The 16,067-nt window shown below is 70.7% G+C and carries 13 protein-coding genes; 10 read left to right on the top strand and 3 right to left on the bottom strand.

Translation table 11 applies throughout. The annotated features are described in order from the left end of the window. The first annotated feature begins 106 nt into the window (after positions 1-106). The 8 genes from shc to SSP08S_RS55650 all read left to right on the top strand — a co-directional run bounded on the left by shc (position 107) and on the right by SSP08S_RS55650 (position 9,104). Positions 107-2,122, top strand: coding sequence for a squalene--hopene cyclase (gene shc / locus SSP08S_RS21520; protein ID WP_019069697.1), 2,016 nt, complete (start codon positions 107-109; stop codon positions 2,120-2,122). Beyond that, positions 2,122-2,763: a phosphorylase family protein gene (locus tag SSP08S_RS21515; protein ID WP_019069696.1), complete on the top strand. Its 642-nt coding sequence runs from the start codon at positions 2,122-2,124 to the stop codon at positions 2,761-2,763. The genes shc and SSP08S_RS21515 overlap by 1 nt, the downstream gene beginning before the upstream one ends. 5 nt (positions 2,764-2,768) lie before the next feature. Then, on the top strand, positions 2,769-3,791 hold the full coding sequence (gene hpnH, locus SSP08S_RS21510) for an adenosyl-hopene transferase HpnH (protein ID WP_019069695.1): 1,023 nt from the start codon (positions 2,769-2,771) through the stop codon (positions 3,789-3,791). Between the two features lie 4 nt (positions 3,792-3,795). After that, entirely contained in the window at positions 3,796-4,953 is a 1,158-nt protein-coding gene (ispG, locus tag SSP08S_RS21505; RefSeq protein ID WP_019069694.1) for a flavodoxin-dependent (E)-4-hydroxy-3-methylbut-2-enyl-diphosphate synthase, read from the top strand. Positions 4,954-4,979: 26 nt separating this feature from the next. Continuing rightward, positions 4,980-6,887 carry a 1-deoxy-D-xylulose-5-phosphate synthase gene (dxs, locus tag SSP08S_RS21500; RefSeq protein ID WP_019069693.1) on the top strand — a complete coding sequence of 636 codons (1,908 nt, stop codon included), beginning with the start codon at positions 4,980-4,982 and terminating at the stop codon, positions 6,885-6,887. Beyond that, positions 6,884-8,269: an aspartate aminotransferase family protein gene (locus SSP08S_RS21495; protein WP_019069692.1), complete on the top strand. Its 1,386-nt coding sequence runs from the start codon at positions 6,884-6,886 to the stop codon at positions 8,267-8,269. Before dxs ends, SSP08S_RS21495 begins: the two co-directional genes overlap by 4 nt. Before the next feature lie 74 nt (positions 8,270-8,343). After that, on the top strand, positions 8,344-8,982 hold the full coding sequence (locus tag SSP08S_RS21490) for a helix-turn-helix domain-containing protein (RefSeq protein ID WP_019069691.1): 639 nt from the start codon (positions 8,344-8,346) through the stop codon (positions 8,980-8,982). Further along, entirely contained in the window at positions 8,979-9,104 is a 126-nt protein-coding gene (locus SSP08S_RS55650) for a DUF6126 family protein (protein ID WP_019069690.1), read from the top strand. The genes SSP08S_RS21490 and SSP08S_RS55650 overlap by 4 nt, the downstream gene beginning before the upstream one ends. An 18-nt stretch (positions 9,105-9,122) precedes the next feature. Here SSP08S_RS55650 and SSP08S_RS21480 read toward each other — a convergent pair whose 3' ends face one another. The 3 genes from SSP08S_RS21480 to SSP08S_RS21470 all read right to left on the bottom strand — a co-directional run bounded on the left by SSP08S_RS21480 (position 9,123) and on the right by SSP08S_RS21470 (position 11,245). After that, the gene (locus SSP08S_RS21480) at positions 9,123-9,920 is read right to left on the bottom strand and encodes a tyrosine-protein phosphatase (protein WP_019069689.1); all 798 of its coding nucleotides are present in this window, start codon (positions 9,918-9,920) and stop codon (positions 9,123-9,125) included. Between the two features lie 123 nt (positions 9,921-10,043). Continuing rightward, entirely contained in the window at positions 10,044-10,838 is a 795-nt protein-coding gene (locus tag SSP08S_RS21475; RefSeq protein WP_026178707.1) for an SDR family NAD(P)-dependent oxidoreductase, read from the bottom strand. A gap of 110 nt (positions 10,839-10,948) precedes the next feature. Beyond that, positions 10,949-11,245: a Dabb family protein gene (locus tag SSP08S_RS21470; RefSeq protein ID WP_019069687.1), complete on the bottom strand. Its 297-nt coding sequence runs from the start codon at positions 11,243-11,245 to the stop codon at positions 10,949-10,951. 137 nt (positions 11,246-11,382) lie between these two features. Here SSP08S_RS21470 and SSP08S_RS21465 point away from each other — a divergent pair, with 137 nt between their 5' ends. Both SSP08S_RS21465 and SSP08S_RS21460 read left to right on the top strand, forming a co-directional pair. Beyond that, entirely contained in the window at positions 11,383-14,505 is a 3,123-nt protein-coding gene (locus tag SSP08S_RS21465) for an AfsR/SARP family transcriptional regulator (protein WP_102133387.1), read from the top strand. Between the two features lie 161 nt (positions 14,506-14,666). Beyond that, complete coding sequence (locus tag SSP08S_RS21460; protein ID WP_019069685.1) at positions 14,667-16,061, top strand: FAD-binding oxidoreductase; 1,395 nt, start codon at positions 14,667-14,669, stop codon at positions 16,059-16,061. Positions 16,062-16,067 lie beyond the last annotated feature (6 nt).

Genomic DNA, 16,067 nt, shown 5'->3' with positions numbered 1-16,067 from the left:
TCGGTCGAATAGCCCTCGCGTAGTCGCCGGCCGGTGCTGCGAACGCACGAGTACCGGCCGACGGCGGACCCACAGCAGAGACATGCCACTGCACGAAGGGGAAGCCATGACAGCGACGACCGACGGAAGCACCGGGGCGATGCGGCCCCGTGTTGCCGCGGCCAGCGAAACCGACATCAACACCCCCGTGGCGGCCGGGGTGCACGACGCCGCCGCACTCGCCGTGCAACGCGCCACCGACTTCCTGCTCTCCCTCCAGGACGCGCAGGGCTGGTGGAAGGGCGACCTCGACACGAACGTCACGATGGACGCCGAGGATCTGTTGCTCCGTCAGTTCCTGGGCATCCGCGACGAGTCGACGACCCGGGCCGCCGCACTCTTCATCCGCGGCGAGCAGCGCGAGGACGGCACCTGGGCCAGCTTCTACGGCGGCCCGGGCGAACTCTCCACCACCATCGAGGCGTACGTCGCCCTCCGGCTGGCCGGTGACGCGCCGGACGCCCCGCACATGGCGAAGGCCTCCGCGTGGGTCCGCGAGCGCGGTGGCATCGCCTCGGCCCGCGTCTTCACCCGGATCTGGCTCGCCCTCTTCGGCTGGTGGAAGTGGGACGACCTGCCCGAACTCCCGCCGGAACTCATCTACTTCCCCACCTGGGTCCCCCTCAACATCTACGACTTCGGCTGCTGGGCCCGGCAGACCATCGTGCCGCTGACGGTGGTCTCCGCGAAGCGGCCGGTACGGCCGGCGCCCTTCCCGCTCGACGAACTGCACACCGACGCGAACAACCCGAACCCGGTCAAGCCCCTCGCCAAGGTGGCGAGTTGGGACGGCGCCTTCCAGCGGCTCGACAAGGCGCTGCACCTCTACCGCAAGGTCGCCCCGCGCAAGCTGCGCAAGTCCGCGATGAACACGGCGGCGCGCTGGATCATCGAACGCCAGGAGAACGACGGCTGCTGGGGCGGCATCCAGCCGCCGGCCGTGTACTCGGTGATCGCCCTGCACCTGCTGGGCTACGACCTCGAACACCCCGTGATGCGCGCGGGGTTGGAGTCACTGGACCGGTTCGCGATCTGGCGCGAGGACGGGGCCCGGATGATCGAGGCCTGTCAGTCCCCGGTGTGGGACACCTGCCTCGCGACCATCGCACTCGCCGACGCGGGCCTGCCCGCCGACCACCCCCAACTGGTCAAGGCGGCCGACTGGATGCTCGGGGAGGAGATCGTCCGCCCCGGCGACTGGGCGGTCAAGCGGCCCCAACTGCCGCCCGGCGGCTGGGCGTTCGAGTTCCACAACGACAACTACCCCGACATCGACGACACCGCCGAGGTCGTGCTCGCGCTGCGCCGCGTCAGACATCACGACCCGGAACGTGTCGACCGGGCCGTCGGACGCGGAGTCCGCTGGAACCTCGGAATGCAGTCCAAGAACGGCGGTTGGGGCGCCTTCGACGTCGACAACACCAGCCCCTTCCCCAACCGGCTGCCGTTCTGCGACTTCGGCGAGGTCATCGACCCGCCGTCGGCGGACGTCACCGCGCACGTCGTCGAGATGCTCGCCGTCGAAGGGCTCGCCCACGACCCGCGCACCCGGCGCGGCATCGAGTGGCTGCTCGCCGAACAGGAGCCGGACGGCTCGTGGTTCGGGCGCTGGGGTGTCAACTACGTCTACGGCACAGGGTCCGTGGTGCCCGCCCTCGCCGCGGCCGGAATCCCCGGCTCGCACCCGGCGATCCGGCGCGCGGTCACCTGGCTGGAGACCGTGCAGAACGACGACGGCGGCTGGGGCGAGGACCTGCGCTCCTACAAGTACGCCAAGGAGTGGAGCGGCCGGGGAGCCTCGACCGCCTCGCAGACGGCCTGGGCGCTGATGGCCCTGCTGGCGGCGGGGGAGCACGACTCCAAGGCCGTCGAGCGCGGCATCGAATGGCTCGCGACCACCCAGCGGGAGGACGGCTCCTGGGACGAGCCCTACTTCACGGGGACCGGCTTCCCGTGGGACTTCTCCATCAACTACCACCTCTACCGGCAGGTCTTCCCGCTCACCGCGCTCGGGCGCTTCGTGCACGGAGAACCGTTCAGCCAGAACGTCTCCCCGGCCGTCTCCCAGAGCAAGGGGGGCTGATGAGCACCCGGCCCGCCGGACCGCCGCTGCTGATCGCCTGCGCGCTCGGCATCGAGCACCTCGCCCTGCGCACCGGCGACCGCTCCGGCGCCGGCGGGCAGCTCACCGTCCTGCGGACGGGCATGGGGCCCGAGGCGGCCGAAAAGGCTGTCACCCGGCGCCTCGCCGACCCGGCGCTGTCCGAGGCCGCCGTACTGGCCACGGGCTTCTGCGCCGGACTCGCCCCCGGGATGCACCCCGGTGACCTGGTGGTCGCCGAGGAGACCCGGGATCCGCGCGGAACCGTTCCGTGCGTCGCCACCGAACTGCTCGTCAAGGAACTGGTGCGGGCCCTGCCCGGACGCACCGTCCACACTGGCCCCCTCACCGGCTCCGATCATGTCGTCCGCGGTCAGGAACGGTCGGATCTGCTCGCGACCGGCGCGATCGCGGTCGACATGGAGTCGGCGGCCACGCTGCTGAGCGCCGTGCGCACGGGCGCGCGCCCGGTTGCGGCCGTACGGGTGGTCGTGGACGCTCCTGAACATGAACTCGTCCGGATCGGCACGGTGCGCGGTGGAATATCGGCTTTCCGCGTTCTTCGTTCCGTTCTTCCCGCTTTTTTCGAATGGCACCGTTCTTTGCTGCTCCCTCGGAGGTGAGCCAGATGGCCATGCCGCTGCGCCAGACAATCAAGGTCGCTACATACTTGGCTGAACAGAAGCTCCGCAAGCGGGACAAGTTCCCCCTGATCGTGGAGCTGGAACCGCTCTTCGCGTGCAACCTGAAGTGCGAGGGCTGCGGCAAGATCCAGCACCCGGCGGGCGTGCTCAAGCAGCGCATGCCGGTGGCGCAGGCCGTCGGGGCGGTGCTCGAATCCGGTGCGCCGATGGTGTCCATCGCGGGCGGCGAGCCCCTGATGCACCCTCAGATCGACGAGATCGTGCGGCAGTTGGTGGCGAAGAAGAAGTACGTCTTCCTCTGCACCAACGCCATGCTGCTGCGCAAGAAGCTGGACAAGTTCAAGCCCTCCCCGTACTTCGCGTTCGCGGTGCACATCGACGGGCTGCGCGAGCGGCACGACGAGTCCGTGGCGAAGGAGGGTGTGTTCGACGAGGCGGTGGAGGCGATGAAGGAGGCCAAGAAGCGCGGCTTCCGGGTCACCACCAACTCCACCTTCTTCAACACCGACACCCCGCAGACCATCATCGAGGTCCTGAACTTCCTCAACGACGACATCAAGGTCGACGAGATGATGATCTCGCCCGCCTACGCCTACGAGAAGGCGCCCGACCAGGAGCACTTCCTGGGTGTCGCGCAGACCCACGAGCTGTTCAAGAAGGCCTTCGCGGGCGGCAACCGCAGGAAGTGGCGGCTCAATCACTCCCCGCTCTTCCTGGACTTCCTGGAGGGCAAGGTCGACTTCCCGTGCACGGCCTGGGCGATCCCGAACTACTCGCTCTTCGGCTGGCAGCGCCCCTGCTACCTGATGAGCGACGGGTACGTGCCCACGTACCGGGAGCTGATCGAGGAGACCGACTGGGACAAGTACGGCCGCGGCAAGGACCCGCGCTGCGCCAACTGCATGGCGCACTGCGGCTACGAGCCCACCGCCGTCCTCGCCACCATGGGCTCCCTCAAGGAGTCCCTGCGGGCCATGCGCGAGACCGTCGCCGGAAACCGCGACTGACGTCATGACCGCAGTGTCCCTGGGCGTCCCCGAGATGCCGGTCCGGCCGATCGCCGAGCGACGTGTGTCGCGACGCATCCAGGTCGGACCGGTGGCGGTCGGGGGCGGGGCCCCCGTGTCGGTCCAGTCGATGACCACGACCCGTACGTCGGACATCGGCGCCACCCTCCAGCAGATCGCCGAACTCACCGCGTCCGGCTGCCAGATCGTCCGCGTCGCCTGCCCCACGCAGGACGACGCGGACGCGCTGGCCACCATCGCGCGCAAGTCGCAGATCCCGGTGATCGCGGACATCCACTTCCAGCCCAAGTACGTGTTCGCCGCAATTGAGGCCGGGTGCGCGGCGGTTCGCGTGAACCCCGGCAACATCAAGCAGTTCGACGACAAGGTCAAGGAGATCGCGCGGGCCGCCAAGGACCACGGCACGCCGATCCGCATCGGGGTCAACGCCGGTTCCCTGGACCGCCGGTTGCTCCAGAAGTACGGAAAGGCGACGCCCGAGGCGCTCGTCGAGTCGGCCCTGTGGGAGGCGTCGCTCTTCGAGGAGCACGGCTTCAGTGACATCAAGATCTCCGTCAAGCACAACGACCCTGTGGTGATGGTCAACGCCTACCGGCTGCTGGCCGCGCAGAGCGACTATCCGCTGCACCTCGGGGTCACCGAGGCAGGGCCGGCCTTCCAGGGCACGATCAAGTCGGCGGTGGCCTTCGGGGCGCTGCTCAGCGAGGGCATCGGCGACACGATCCGGGTGTCGCTGTCCGCGCCGCCGGTGGAGGAGGTGAAGGTCGGCCTCCAGATCCTGGAGTCGCTGAACCTCAAGCCCCGCCGTCTCGAGATCGTGTCGTGCCCGTCCTGCGGGCGCGCTCAGGTGGACGTCTACAAGCTCGCCGACGAGGTCACGGCGGGCCTGGAAGGCATGGAGGTCCCGTTGCGCGTCGCGGTCATGGGCTGCGTCGTCAACGGACCCGGCGAGGCGCGGGAGGCGGACCTCGGCGTCGCCTCCGGCAACGGCAAGGGGCAGATCTTCGTCAAGGGCGAGGTCGTCAAGACCGTGCCCGAGTCGAAGATCGTGGAGACCCTCATCGAGGAGGCGATGAAGATCGCCGAGCAGATGGAGCAGGACGGCGTCGCGGCGGGGGAGCCGGCCGTCACCGTGAGCTGAACAGCACGGACCGAAGGGGGCCCGACGTGACGATTCTGGAGAGCATCCGTCAACCACGCGACCTGAAGGCGCTGTCCGAGGCGGAACTCGGCGAACTGTCCGAAGAGATAAGGGAGTTCCTGGTGCACGCGGTGGCCAGGACCGGCGGCCACCTCGGGCCCAACCTGGGCGTGGTGGAACTGACCATCGCGCTCCACCGGGTCTTCGAGTCACCGGTCGACCGCATCGTCTGGGACACCGGCCACCAGAGCTATGTGCACAAGCTCCTGACGGGCCGTCAGGACTTCTCGAAGCTGCGCGGCAAGGGCGGCCTCTCCGGCTATCCCTCGCGCGAGGAGTCCGAGCACGACATCGTCGAGAACAGCCACGCCTCCACCGCGCTCGGCTGGGCCGACGGCCTCGCCAAGGCCCGCCAGGTGCAGGGCGAGAAGGGCCATGTCGTCGCGGTCATCGGCGACGGCGCGCTCACCGGCGGCATGGCCTGGGAGGCGCTGAACAACATCGCCGCCGCCAAGGACCGCCCGCTGATCATCGTCGTCAACGACAACGAGCGCTCGTACTCGCCCACCATCGGCGGCCTCGCCAACCACCTGGCGACCCTGCGCACGACCGACAGCTACGAGAAGGTCCTCGCCTGGGGCAAGGACGTCCTGCTGCGCACCCCGGTCGTCGGCAACACCGTCTACGAGTCGCTGCACGGCGCGAAGAAGGGCTTCAAGGACGCGTTCAACCCGCAGGGCATGTTCGAGGACCTGGGCCTCAAGTACGTCGGCCCGATCGACGGACACGACATCGGAGCCGTCGAGTCCGCGCTGCGCCGCGCGAAACGCTTCCACGGCCCGGTCCTGGTCCACTGCCTCACGGAGAAGGGGCGCGGCTACGAACCCGCCCTCGCCCACGAGGAGGACCACTTCCACACCGTCGGCGTGATGGACCCGCTCACCTGCGAGCCCCTCGTGCCCTCCAACGGCCCTTCCTGGACCAGCGTGTTCGGCGAGGAGATCCTGCGGATCGGGGAGGAGCGGGACGACGTAGTGGCGATCACGGCGGCCATGCTGCACCCGGTCGGCCTCGGTAAGTTCGCGGCCCGGTTCCCGGACCGGGTGTGGGACGTCGGCATCGCCGAGCAGCACGCGGCCGTCTCGGCGGCCGGCCTCGCGACCGGCGGACTGCATCCCGTCGTCGCCGTCTACGCCACCTTCCTCAACCGCGCCTTCGACCAGCTCCTGATGGACGTGGCGCTGCACCGCTGCGGGGTGACGTTCGTCCTGGACCGCGCCGGAGTGACCGGAGTTGACGGTGCGTCACACAACGGCATGTGGGACATGTCCATCCTCCAGGTCGTGCCGGGCCTGAGGATCGCCGCTCCCCGTGACGCCGACCAACTCCGCGCCCAGCTGCGGGAAGCGGTCGCCGTCGACGACGCGCCGACCCTCGTCCGCTTCCCGAAGGAGTCGGTCGGACCGGAGATCCCCGCGATCGACCGCGTCGGCGGCCTCGACATCCTGCACCGGGGCGCGGAGACGCCCGAGGTGCTGCTCGTCGCCGTGGGAGTGATGGCGCCCGTCTGCCTCCAAGCAGCCGAACTCCTCGAAGCCCGGGGCATCAACTGCACGGTGGTGGACCCCCGTTGGGTCAAACCCGTCGACCCGGCGCTGCCCGGCCTCGCCGCCGAACACCGCCTGGTGGCCGTCGTCGAGGACAACAGCCGGGCCTCAGGCGTCGGCGCCGCCGTTGCGCTGGCCCTCGGGGACGCCGAAGTCGACGTCCCCGTACGGCGGTTCGGCATCCCGGAGCAGTTCCTCGCGCACGCCAAACGCGGCGAGGTGCTCGCCGACATCGGCCTCACACCCGTCGAGGTCGCCGGACGGATCAGCGCAAGCCTGGCGGTCAAGGACGCGACCGGCCACGCAGCCAAGGAGAAACCCGAATGACCAAGGAGTTCGACCTCACCGCGCTCTTGGCCGAGCGCGGAGCCGAGCGCTACGAGCTGCACACCAAGTACCTCAACCACCAGCTCCCGCGCATGCTGCACACCATCGGCTTCGACAAGGTCTACGAGCGGGGCGAGGGCGCCTACTTCTGGGACGCGGACGGCAACGACTACCTGGACATGCTCGCCGGGTTCGGGGTGATGGGCCTCGGCCGTCACCACCCCGTCGTCCGCAAGGCGCTGCACGACGTCCTCGACGCCCAGCTCGCCGACCTCACCCGCTTCGACTGCCAGCCGCTGCCCGGCCTGCTCGCCGAGAAGCTGCTCGCCCACAGCCCGCACCTGGACCGGGTGTTCTTCGGCAACAGCGGTACGGAGGCGGTCGAGACCGCGCTCAAGTTCGCCCGCTACGCGACCGGGAAGCCGCGCGTCCTGTACTGCGACCACGCCTTCCACGGCCTGACCACCGGCTCGCTCTCGGTCAACGGCGAGGACGGCTTCCGGGACGGCTTCGCCCCGCTGCTGCCCGACACCGCCGTACCGCTCGGTGATCTCGACGCCCTGGCACGGGAGTTGAAGAAGGGCGACGTAGCCGCCCTCGTCGTCGAGCCGATCCAGGGCAAGGGCGTGCACGAGGCGCCGCCCGGCTATCTGCGCTCGGCGCAGGAACTCCTGCGCCGGCACAAGGCGTTGCTCATCGCCGACGAGGTGCAGACCGGTCTCGGCCGTACCGGCGACTTCTACGCCTACCAGCACGAGGACGGCGTGGAACCGGACTTGGTGTGTGTGGCGAAGGCGCTGTCCGGTGGTTATGTGCCGGTCGGCGCGACCCTCGGCAAGGACTGGATCTTCAAGAAGGTCTACTCGTCCATGGACCGCGTGCTGGTCCACTCGGCGAGCTTCGGGTCCAACGCCCAGGCCATGGCGGCAGGCCTCGCGGTCCTGTCGGTCATGGAGAACGAGCAGATCGTGGCCAACGCCCGTGCAACAGGGGACCAGTTGAGGTCCCGGCTCGCCGCGCTGGTCGACAAGTACGAACTGCTCGCCGACGTACGCGGCCGGGGCCTGATGATCGGCATCGAGTTCGGGAAGCCCAAGTCGCTGAAGCTGCGCAGCCGTTGGACCATGCTCCAGGCCGCGCGCAAGGGACTGTTCGCGCAGATGGTGGTCGTACCGCTGCTCCAGCGGCACCGCATCCTCACCCAGGTCTCCGGCGACCACCTCGAGGTCATCAAGCTGATCCCGCCGCTGATCGTCGGGGAGCGCGAGGTGGACCGGTTCGTCGAGGCCTTCACGGCCGTGATGGACGACGCGCACAGCGGCGGCGGGCTGATGTGGGACTTCAGCAGGACACTCGTGAAGCAGGCGGTCGCCAACCGCTGAGCTGCGAGAACCGAGATTTTTGCCTCTGTGACAAGAAATTTGCCGCAGGGGCAAAACTCCGGCTGAATGGAGACATGAGTTCCTCCGAGACCGAGACCGGGCCGGAACCCCCGGCCGGACCGGCCGACGACCTGCCGGCCACCGTCGCACCGCAGCTCCGCGCCCTGCGCCGCCGCGCCTCCCTCACCCTGGAGGCCGCCGCCCGCTCGGCCGGACTCTCGCCCGCCCATCTCTCCCGCCTGGAGACCGGGCAGCGCCAGCCCTCGCTGCCGATGCTGCTCGCGCTCGCCCGCATCTACGGTACGACAGTCTCGGATCTGCTCGGCGAGACGGTTGCCGACCGGGAAGCGGTTGTACGCGCCGCCGACATGGAACCGACCCGGGCGGGCGGCTGGACGTACTGGCAGGCGGGCGCTCCCGGCCGCGGGATGCAGTCGCTGCGCGTCCGTATCCCGCACGGCTCCCAGGGCGACATCGTGCGCGTGCACCCCGGCGAGGAATGGCTGTACGTCCTCACGGGGCGGCTGCGGCTGCGGCTCGGGGACACCGCGCACATCCTGGCGCCCGGCGACAGCGCCCACTTCGACTCGCTGACCCCGCACCGCCTCGCCGCCGCCGACGAGGACGGCGTCGAGGTGCTCTTCGTCCACACCCTGCTGCAGAGCCCCACGGCCACCCTGTGCCTGGGCCCGATCACCGGAGACACACCATGAGCGGCAACAACATCGAGGACAGGTTCCCGCGCGCCCTGTGGGTACGGCTCCTCATCTACATCGCGGTCGGCCATCTCTTCGCGGCCTTCATCTACCTGTTGTTCTCCGTGGGCGCCAAGTAGCCCGCCGCGGCCGGGAGTTCAGTCGAGCAGCCGCTCGCGCAGCCGCTCCCGGATCTCCGGGGTGATTCCGAGCCCCTGTGCCAGATAGGCGTCCACGCTGCCCCAGGTCTCCTCGACGGTGTCGAAGGCCGCCGTCAGATACTCGGCGCGGGCGTCGAAGAGCGGGCTGAGGAGTTCCATCACCTCGGGGGAGTAGCCGGCCGCGGAGGAGTCGCTGCGGCGCACCTTGTAGCGGCGGTGCTTGGCGTTCGACTCCAGGTAGTCGGCGACGATCGCCTCGCGCTCCACCCCCAGGGCGAGCAGCGTCACGGCTATCGACAGACCCGCGCGGTCCTTGCCCGCCGCGCAGTGCATCAGCGCCGGGACACTGTCCTCGGCGAGCGCGTGCAGCACCTGGGAGTGCTCGGCGGTGCGCTGGGTGACGATCGTGCGGTACGAGGCGATCATGCGGTTGGCACCCTTGCCGTCACCGAGGATCCCGCGCAACTGCTCTATCTCGCCGTCGCGGACCATCTTCCAGAACTCGGAGCCGTCCGCCGGATCGCTCAGCGGCAGGTTCACATTGCGCACGCCGGGCAGCTCGACGTCGGGGCCCTCCAGCTTCTGGTCCGACGCGTTGCGGAAGTCGAAGATCGTGTGCAGCCCGAGGGAGGCCAGGAACACGGCGTCCTCCTCGGTCGCGTGCGCGAGATGCCCGCTGCGGAACAGCACACCCTGCCGCACCCGCCGTCCGTCCACCGTCGGAAGCCCGCCCACGTCCCGGAAATTGCGCACTCCGGACAACTCCGGCTCGGTCGACGGAATCTGCTGCGTCACGAGGGCTCCTCCCACTCGGCCCGACGACGCGGCTCACCGGCGGGCACCCTGTCGACGATACGACATGCGTACCGCGGCCCGGGATGCCCCAGAGGCGCTGACCTGGCTCTCTTCCGGGAGGCGTCAGGGCAGGATCGAGTCGACGTAACCCCCGTCCACCCGCAGCGCACCGCCCGTCGTGGCCGAGGCCTGGTCGGAGCTGAGGTAGACGACCATGTTGGCGATCTCCTCGGGTTCGATCAGCCGTTGCAGCAGGGACTGCGGCCGGTGCTTCCGCATGAACTCGCGCTGCGCCTCGTCCCACGGCAGCTCGCGGTCGACCAGTTCGTAGACGAAGTCCTCGACACCGCCCGTGTGCGTGGGGCCCGCGATCACCGAGTTGACCGTCACCCCTGTGCCCGCCGCCTGCTTCGCGAAGCCGCGGCCTACGGCCAGGAGCGCGGTCTTGGACATGCCGTAGTGGATCATCTCGGCCGGGATGACGATCGCCGAGTCGCTGGCGATGTTCTGGATCCGGCCCCAGCCGCGCCCGGTCATGCCCGGCAGATACATACGGATCAGGCGTACGGCGGCCAGCACGTTCACCTCGAAATAGCGGCGCCACTCCTCGTCGCTGATCTCCAGCGGGTCGGCGGCGCCGAACACACCGAGGTTGTTGACGAGGACGTCGACCTCCGGCAGCGCCTCCAGGACGCGGGTGGCGCCCTCCTCGGTCGTCACGTCGGCGGCCACGGGTACGAAGGTGCCGCCGGGCACCTCAGCCGCCAGCCGTGCCACGCCCTCCGCGACCCGCTGTTCGTTGCGGCCGTTCACCCCCACCCGGGCGCCCGAGCGCGCGAGTCCGGCGGCGATCGCCGCGCCGATGCCCTGCGTCGAACCCGTCACCAGCGCGGTGCGTCCCGTCAGGTCGATCTGCATGTGGAACCAGTCCCTCTGTGCGTCCGTCTGTCCGTCCTGCGTGCCGGTCCGTCTGCCGTCAGCCTCGCGGCAGGGCGACCGGCCCGCCACTTCGGCCCCTGCCCGGCTCCTCAGACGTGCATGTCGACGACCACCCAGGTCGCGTGGTCCATCCAGTGGGCGATGGCGGCCAGGTGCGCGGGGTGGTTGAAGTACCGCTGGAAGGCGGCGGTGTCGTCGAAGAGGCTGTTCAGGGCGAAATCGTAGGAGACGGGCGTCTCGTCGAACGCGTGCCAGCCCACTTCCCACTGCCGGATCTCGGGGATCTCGCGCTCCAGGTTCCGTACCAGCTCGAATCCCTCCACGACCTGCGGGGACTCACGGGTGAGACCGTCGTTCAGCTTGAAGAAGACCAGGTTCCGGATCATTTCCGCTCCTGCCGTCGATGTCGCGGTTCGGTGGACGTGGACGTCTACGGAGCCTCCGGCGACTCGGTTCACCTGCCGGAGCGACGCGCCGACAAGCCCTTTCGGCGCGGTCGGCCGCCGACGGCAGAATGGCGGCCATGCTCTTTCGACTGCTCGGCCGCCCGGAGTTGGTGAACGGCAACGGCGCGATCGCCCTGCCCGGCGCCGTCTCCCGGGCGATCGTGGGGCGGCTGCTGCTCGCCCACGGGGCCGTCGTGCGGCGCGACACGCTCATCGAGGAGCTGTGGGAGGAGCGCGGGGCCAAGGATCCGGTCAACGCGCTCCAGGTCCAGATGGCCAAGCTGCGGTCCGCGCTCACGGCGGGCGGCGAGGACACGCGTCTGCTGTTCGGGCACGGTGGCTACCGGATCGTCCTGGGGCCGGACGACGAGATCGACGCAACCGCTTTCGAGGCGGGGGTCCGTGCGGGGCGTGAGCATCTGGCGGCGGAGGAGTACGAGAAGGCCGAGGGCGAGCTGCGGTCGGCGCTGGCGCTATGGCGGGGCCGCGCCCTGGACGGCCTGGAGGGACGGTTCTTCGAAGCCGAGCGGACCCGTCTCGAGGAGCTGCGGCTGGGCGCCCTGGAGGACGTGGCCACCGCCGGTCTCGCCCTCGGCCGCGCGCGGGAACTGGTCCCCGAGCTGACCGCCCTGGTGTCGCTCGCACCGCTGCGCGAGCGCTCCCGGGCCCGTCTCATGCTCGCGCTGCACCGCTGCGGGCGGACCGCCGAGGCCCTGGAGGTCTACGAGACGGGCCGGCTGCTGCTGCGGTCGGAGTTCGGTGCCGTGCCGTCGTCGGAGCTCCGCTCGCTGCACACCGCGATGATCCGCCAGGACCCGGCGCTCCAAGGGCCCGCCCCCGCGTCCGGCTGTCCGTCCTCGCTGTCGTCCATGCGCACGGACGTCAGGCCGGCGCTCGGTGAAGGCGGTCCGATCCGGCCGCTCGGCCCGTTCGTCGGCAGGCACAAGGAACTCGGCGCGCTGCGCGAAGTCGTCGACCGCGAGCGGCTGGTGACCGTACTGGGACCCGGCGGTGTCGGCAAGACGCGGCTGGCGCTGGAGGTGTGCGCGCTGCTCCAGCCCTCCCGGGGCAATGTCTGGTGGGTCGACCTGGCCCCCGCCGACGACACCAACGCGCTCGCCGTGGTCGCCGCCGCGCTCGGGCTCTCCGACATGTCCGTACGCCCGGACCAGCCGCCGCACGACTACGTGCACCGGATCACCTCGTTCGTGACGGTCCGTCAGGCGGTGCTCGTGCTCGACAACTGCGAGCACCTCCTCGACGCCGTCGCCCCGCTCGTGGCGACGCTGCTCGGCCGGTGCCCCGCGCTGACCGTGCTGGCCACCAGCAGGGCACCGCTCGAGGTCCCGGCCGAGGTGCTGTACCCACTGGCGCCGATGGCGGACAAGGAGGCCGCCGACCTGTTCGGTGCCCGGGCCGCCATGATCGACCCGTCCTTCGCCCCGGACGAGGCGGCGCTGCGCGACATCCGCTCCCTGTGCCGCAGACTCGACGGGCTGCCGCTGGCCGTCGAACTCGCCGCCGCGCACGTCCGGTTGCTGTCCGTGAGGCAGATCGAGGCCCGCCTCGACAACCGCTTCGCCCTGCTCACCAAGGGGGACCGCACCGCACCGGCCAGACACCGCACCCTGCGCGCCGTCCTCGACTGGAGCTACGCCCTCCTCGACACCGCCGAGCAGCGCCTGTTCACCGAACTGTCCCTCTACGTCGGCGGCTGCTCCCTCGACATGGTGGAGTCCGCCGCCACGCTGCACGGCGCGGACGGTGCCGAACTCCTGCACGTGCTGGCCCAGTTGGTCGACAAGTCCCTCGTCGTCCCGTTCTCCACCCCCGACGGGACCCGGCTGCGGATGCTGGAGACCGTCCGCGAGTACGCGCTCGCCCGGCTCCGGGAGGAGGGCCGCGCACCGGACGCCGAGGAACGCCTCATGGCCTGGGCGACCCACTTCGTCCGCGACGGCAGCGCGGGCCTCTCGTCCCCGGCCCAGAAGGAGTGGGCCCGCCGGATCACCGAGGAGTCCGCCAACATCCGGGCCGCGTCGGACCTGATGACGGCCAGGTCCAGGGAGGCCGAGGCCCTGCTGCTGGAGGCGCGGCTGGGCTACTTCTGGTTCATCTGCGGCCGGGAGGAGGAGGGCATCGACCGCCTCCACCGCACCCTGCTCGCCTACGACGCCGCGGCCGGCCGGCGGACCGCGGAGCCCACCGAGGACGAGGAGTGGGCGCTCTTTTACACCATCGCCTGGCTCACCTGGCTCAACCATGTCGCCGGACACCACACGGAAGCCCGTTCCTACGGCGAGCGCCACACAGCGGCCTGGCAGCACGCGAGGAACCCCGGCCTCGCCGTCCTGGGCCTGTGCTACGACGCGCTGCACGCGATGCTCGACGGGCGCGACGACGTGGAGGAACGGTTCTCCGCGGCGGAGGCCGCCGTGGCGCACACCGCATTCCACTGGGACCGGGCGGTCCTGCAGACGAACTGGTCCACCTACTGCCTGCAGCGCGGGGACGTCGACGGGGCCCGTCGGCACGGACTGCTCGCCGTGGCGGCCTCGCGCGCGGCCGAGGACGACTTCGCCAGGGTCTTCTCCCTCACCCTGTGCGGCGACGCGGACGAGAGCGACGGCCTGCGCGACCGGGCCCGCGAGCAGTGGACCGAGGCGGCCGGCATCCTGCGGGCCGTCGGGGCGCGCACCCGCTGGGCGTACACCGTGCTCAGGCTGGCCTGCCTGGACATCGCCGAGGGCGAGTCCGCCACCGCCGAGGGGCGGCTCGTGGACGTGAGCAGGCTCGCGGACGAACTCGGCGCGGACGACCTCCAGGCGGCCGTGGCCAATCTGCGCGGAGTGCTGGCGTTCCACGACGGCCGTTTCGCCGACGCGGAGCGGGTCTTCGACGGGGTCTGGCACTGTCCGGCGGCACCGGCCGACCGCAGAGCCGTCTCCGCCGTAGGACTCGCGGTCCTGGCGACGTGCGGGCCGCCCTGTCCCACCGCAGCCGCCGACGCGCGGACCTGGACCGACCGGGCCCGCCGCACCCAGGGCGGACTGCTGGAGCCGCTGGCCCGGCACGCGGTGGGCGTACTGCTGGACCGGCTCGACGCCCACCGCCGGTCCGGGGCGGGCGGGCAGGACGGCAGGGACCAGGTGTGCGCCTGGCTCGCGGGCGGCCCCTCGGTACTCGCAGCCTTCTGCTGACCGCCTTCGACCTTTCGGGCTTTCGTCAAGTAGGCACGCGCATGTCGTGAACCTCTTCGGAGTGCGCGCCGTAGCAGCCATCGGACGGCACCCGGTCGCGTCGGGGAGCCGTTTCCGCCTGCTTTCCGGGTGGCCGACGCTCCGACGAAAGGCACAGCAGCATGACCGAGTACCAGGGCCGGACCGTTGTCGGTGCGGAAGCCGTCTCCGAGCTGGCCGACCGGATCGGGGGATCCGTGCTCGTCCCGGGCGACGAGGGCTACGAGGCGGCGGTCGCGGGGTTCAACCTGCGGTCGCGGCAACGGCCCGCAATAGTCGTCGCGGCCGGCGGCGCCGCCGACGTAAGGACCGCCGTCGCCTTCGCCGCCCGGCACGACCTGCCCGTCGGGGTGATGGCCACCGGACACCAGCCGTTCCGGGCCGAGGACGGCTTCCTGCTCGTCACGACGGGCGCGATGCGCACGGTCGACATCGACATCGAGCGCGGAGTGGCCCGCGTGGACGCGGGCGCGCGCTGGTCGGACGTCGTGGGACCCGCCCAGGCGGACGGTCTCGCACCGCTGAACGGATCCAGCCCGGACGTCGGAGTCGTGGGCTTCACCCTCGGCGGTGGACTCAGCCCCTTCCTGGGCCGGTCCCACGGCTGGGCCGCCGACCACGTCGTGGCGATCGAGGTGGTCACGCCCGACGGCACACTGCGCCGCGTGACGCCGGAGCACGAACCCGACCTCTTCTGGGCCCTGCGCGGCGGACGCGGCAACTTCGGTGTGGTGACCGCACTGGAGATCGGGCTCTTCCCCGTGACCTCCTTCTACGGCGGCGGCATCTACTTCCCCGCCGAGGACGTCGAGGCCGTGCTCCGCGCCTTCCCCGAGGTGGTCCGGGCCGCGCCCGACACCTTCACCTGCTCGGTCGCGGTGCTGAACCTCCCGCCGGTCCCGCAGGTGCCCGAACCGCTGCGCGGCCGGTTCCTCGCCCACGTCCGGGTGACCCACCTCGGCACCGACGAGGAGGCCGAGAAGCTCATCGCCCCCTTCCGGGCCATCGGCGCGGGGATCCTCGACACGGTCGCCCGGCACCCCTACGTCTCGTACGCCCTCGTGCACACCGACCCCGCGGAGCCCTTCCCGTACGAGGAACAGGGCACCCTGCTGGCCGAGTTGCCGGCCGCCGCCGTCGACTCGCTCGTGGAGAGCGCCCAGTTGGCCGCCGGCGGTCTGGTCACGGTCCTGGAGCTGAGGCATCTCGGCGGGGCGCTGTCGGCCCGGCCGGCCGCGGCTGCTCCCGTCGCCGCGCGGGACGCGGTGTTCAGCGTGTGGGGAGCGACGATCGGCCCGCCGGACGTCGTCGAGGCCGGCATGGCGATGCTGGGCGGGATGGTCGAGCGGCTGCGCCCGTGGTCCACGGGGCTCACGTACACGAACTTCGCCGGCCGGGAGGACCGGGCGGAGAACGTGTTCACCGAGGCCGACCTGGCCCGGCTGCGCCGCCTGAAGCGGAAGTACGACCCGCGGAACCTCTTCCGGGTCAACAACCACACCGTCACCCCGGAGTAGACCGCG

Source organism: Streptomyces hokutonensis (assembly GCF_000376565.1).
GTDB classification, from domain to species: domain Bacteria; phylum Actinomycetota; class Actinomycetes; order Streptomycetales; family Streptomycetaceae; genus Streptomyces; species Streptomyces hokutonensis.
The sequence above is the reverse complement of the archived record's forward strand: the minus strand, read 5'-3'. Positions and strand labels throughout refer to the sequence as shown.